At 37.4% G+C, this 3,528-nt stretch carries 4 protein-coding genes; all 4 read right to left on the bottom strand.

The features are described 5' to 3' along the window. Positions 1-697: 697 nt before the first annotated feature. Positions 698-1,837, bottom strand: coding sequence for a MobV family relaxase (mobV, locus tag GQR93_RS15210; RefSeq protein ID WP_225442068.1), 1,140 nt, complete (start codon positions 1,835-1,837; stop codon positions 698-700). Positions 1,838-2,167: 330 nt separating this feature from the next. Continuing rightward, entirely contained in the window at positions 2,168-2,374 is a 207-nt protein-coding gene (locus GQR93_RS15205; RefSeq protein WP_016377513.1) for a hypothetical protein, read from the bottom strand. 13 nt (positions 2,375-2,387) lie between these two features. After that, a complete protein-coding gene (locus tag GQR93_RS15200) occupies positions 2,388-2,558 on the bottom strand; it encodes a hypothetical protein (protein ID WP_013130268.1) in 171 nt (56 codons plus the stop codon). A gap of 13 nt (positions 2,559-2,571) precedes the next feature. Then, positions 2,572-3,528, bottom strand: a 957-nt coding sequence (locus GQR93_RS15195) for a protein rep (protein WP_159298879.1), incomplete at its 5' end; no start/stop codon positions are given.

Genomic DNA, 3,528 nt, shown 5'->3' with positions numbered 1-3,528 from the left:
ATATAAAAACTCCTTTTCTAACCTACGTGAAAAGGAGTTTGATTTCTGTTTTTGCTTATATAATTTTGACAACCATAAAAATTATATACCTAATTATTCAAAAGTCCTATAACATCTGTTATACTAGGCTTTGAAGCAATAAAACTCTGAAATCAAACTCACGTGTTCCGGACGGCCAAATCAGGAACTTGCACGTGGGTTTTTTTTGCGCTTCTTTATTATTAAATTTTATATGTCCAATAATACACCAAAACCCCATAAAATCAATGATAAGGGACAAATTACTCGCAAAAATAAAAAACTAGTTGATCATACTAGTATCAAGATAAGAAGAAACCGTCGAAAAACGACGGTTTCAAACCCCAAAAAAGCAGATCAGCAAAAATCGCTGAACTGCTTTTTTAAGACCATGGCTTTCAGCCATACTGACCAGCTGAACCAGCTGGACCCCACAAATGAGCGGGAGCCCCCGCTCAAACTCACCCCGTACTCGCCGTAAGGCAGGCAAAAAAAGCAGGGGTGCTTTTCTTTGCATGCGCAAAAGTATTCTAATCCAGTAGTCAATCAACTCCTTAAAGCCTCAAAAAGGGACTAACTGCTAAAGCAGTAAGTCCCTTTAATTCGATTTACCGTTGACTGACGGCCATTAAACAGCTCCAATACTCATCAGCGGCTAAATTAAAGCCATAGATCAAATTCAAAGGCTTGGACCATCTAATTCATCATGCCGTTCCTTAAAACGCTCCTGTGGCCTCTGAGGGGCTTTTTTAGACGGTTCTTTTAGTCCAGCTCGTTCTAGCCACTCATTTGGTAAACCAATACCTAATTTGCGCTGTAAGAAGCGGTCAACGCTCCGAACAATTCCTTGTAGCGTCCCGACTAGCTTTTGAAGGCGACGATTCTCAATGTCTAGTTCCATAGCCTTACTTTCATCTTTAATCAGTTGGTCTTTTTGAATATCCATATCAGACCTTTGGGACAATGTTTCAGTAAAATACGTATCAGTTAAGCTGGCGCCCTGTTTAAGTTTATCAAAATCAAAACGGTCAACCAGCACATACCGCTTATGGAAACGGGATTCTTTCGTTTTAACACTATTTACATCAAATTTAGTGGCTTGATACGTTTTAAGTTTCGCTTGACGCTGTTTAGTTTCATTTTCAACCGCTGCTAACTTTTGTTGCCCCTGCTTAATAGATTCCCGCATGGCTTTATATTCTGGTACCGTTAAACTTTTACGTTCTGATTCTTGAACCCCACGCTGAATATTGAAACCATGCTGTTGTAAATAAGTCGGTAATTGATCTTGAATATCTCGCAAAGCTGTGCGATTAAAAACTCGTTTAGCAGACAATTTATGTTCATCATCAAACGGGACAATCCCCATATGCATATGGGGAGTACTCTCATCAAGATGAACAATTGCATAACGAATATTTTCTTCACCAAATTTTTCAGCAAAATAGTCCTTCGCTGTTTCAAAATATTTACGCGTATCAGCTGCCGTTAAATCAGCAAAGAACTGACTATCACTTGAAATAATCCATTCATTGACCAAGACGGCATCTTTTCTAACCGCCCGCTGGCTGGTTTTTCGCTCGTTAATGTAAGCCTCAATATCCGTTTTAAAATGATTAGTCCGACCAGCGACCAAATCATAATTTAAAGCCGAGCGGTCAACATCAATATCCGGATTTTTATGGTGTTGAGTCCGTCGTTGATCATGATTACCCAAACCAACTAAATTATCAGCTTTTAATTTCTGCATATTAGCGACTAAATAACTCATCTCACCGCCCCATTCCAAACAGTTAAATTTGGTTAGAGCATAACACATAATTCGGCAAACCTCCATGCAAGGTATAGCCCAATATACTTTACCTTGTAAAGTTTGGGCTCTACCGAGGGTCGCCTTGCCAGCGGGACAGACCCCACCGCTCATTTTTCTAGCGAAAAATCTTGCTCTCGTGGCAGTTAATTTTAGCTGTTCTCTTCCGCCAAAATAATCGCCACTCACTAGCTTAATTTTTCTAAGAAAAATTGACGCCCGAATTAAAAAAAATCTCGGCTATCTTTTCCGCCGAGATTCCTTTAATTCGCAAAACCGAAATTTTTGATCCACAAAAACCATGGAACAAAATTTCAAAAATCACTAAACATGCAATGTTTATATCCGACTTTCGTATATGCCGTCATAGACTTCCGCTTTAACAACATCCATATCTGTACCGCCGTTATCAACATATTTCAAAATATTCCACAAAGAATTATGTAAATATTCAGCTTCAATCACTAACTCTTTTTTACTCATATGGCTGTATTCACTATTTTTATCTAAGTCATGCTCATCGTAATAATCTTCAAATAATCCCATACTCATTTATCTCCTAATCTTCATACTTCAAGCGCTCATTTAAAGCACGTACTTTTCCCTTTTCAATATCATCAGAATGTCTATTTCTAGAATCAAGATAAATCTGTTTTAATCGCTTAAAATCAACATCAAAACCATTTTTTTGCATTTCTTCAACAAAAAATTTATCCAATCTCATCATCATAAAAAATACCCCCCTACCACATAAAATAATTTTGCTTTTTAAAGTCCCACTTTGCAACGACTTCTTCCGCAGCTTCCATTTGCTCTTTGCTATATTCTTCATTACCAACATGAACTAAGTCACCCTTATCAACGTCCTCAAGTTTTAAATCTTGCTTGATCTGCTTAAAAAGACCGCCATAACTAATTTGCCGTGTACCAGCCAAAGCATACTCTAGATCATTAATCACTTCTAAGTTACGGTCATCATCGGCAGTCATATAGTCAGACGACTTAACTTCATACTTAGCAGTTTCTTCCGCACTAGCTTGCAGAGAACCAGTACCTTTGCGTTTATTAGCCTTAACTATTTCAACATGCACAACTGGCTCATAATCAACTTTTAAGGCTCTCTGCCACAATTTAGTCCACTCTGCTTGTTTGATATAGTTAGTATTATTACCAGTAAAATAGCTCGATTTTACAAACAATAAAACATGCAAATGTTGATTATATGACCTATCTTCATCATTGACCGTGATTTCAGTTGAACGCAGATAACCAAGTAAATTTTTGGTAACTTTCTTATAACGGGTAAGCTTATTAAACGCCTTGGTTAAAACTCGTAATGAACTTCTTAACTCTTCTGCACCATAAGCATTCTTAACTGTCAGTGTTAAAAATAAAAAACGGCCCTTAGGCTGTCTGCTAACAGCTTCCGCAATAATTTGTTTTAATTGACTTGAATTTTTCATACTCTTTCTCCAATTACACAACGGACATAAGCGTTTCTGACAAAACCAAGTCTGGTAGAGTTTTAACTGATTATTGATCTTACGAAAACGCAAAGTTTCCCCACAACCCCTAATGTCATGTGCACGTTTAAATTCTAAAATCGACAAATATTCTGCATAACGGACATTTTCAATTTTACGTTCACGCCAAGGTCTTACTTTCCCGTTTTTTGTTTTATCTCGAAAAATTTCTGACAT

Source organism: Lentilactobacillus hilgardii (assembly GCF_009832765.1).
Lineage (GTDB): Bacteria > Bacillota > Bacilli > Lactobacillales > Lactobacillaceae > Lentilactobacillus > Lentilactobacillus hilgardii.
Note: the sequence above shows the minus strand (reverse complement) of the source record. Positions and strands in the feature narration are given on the sequence as shown.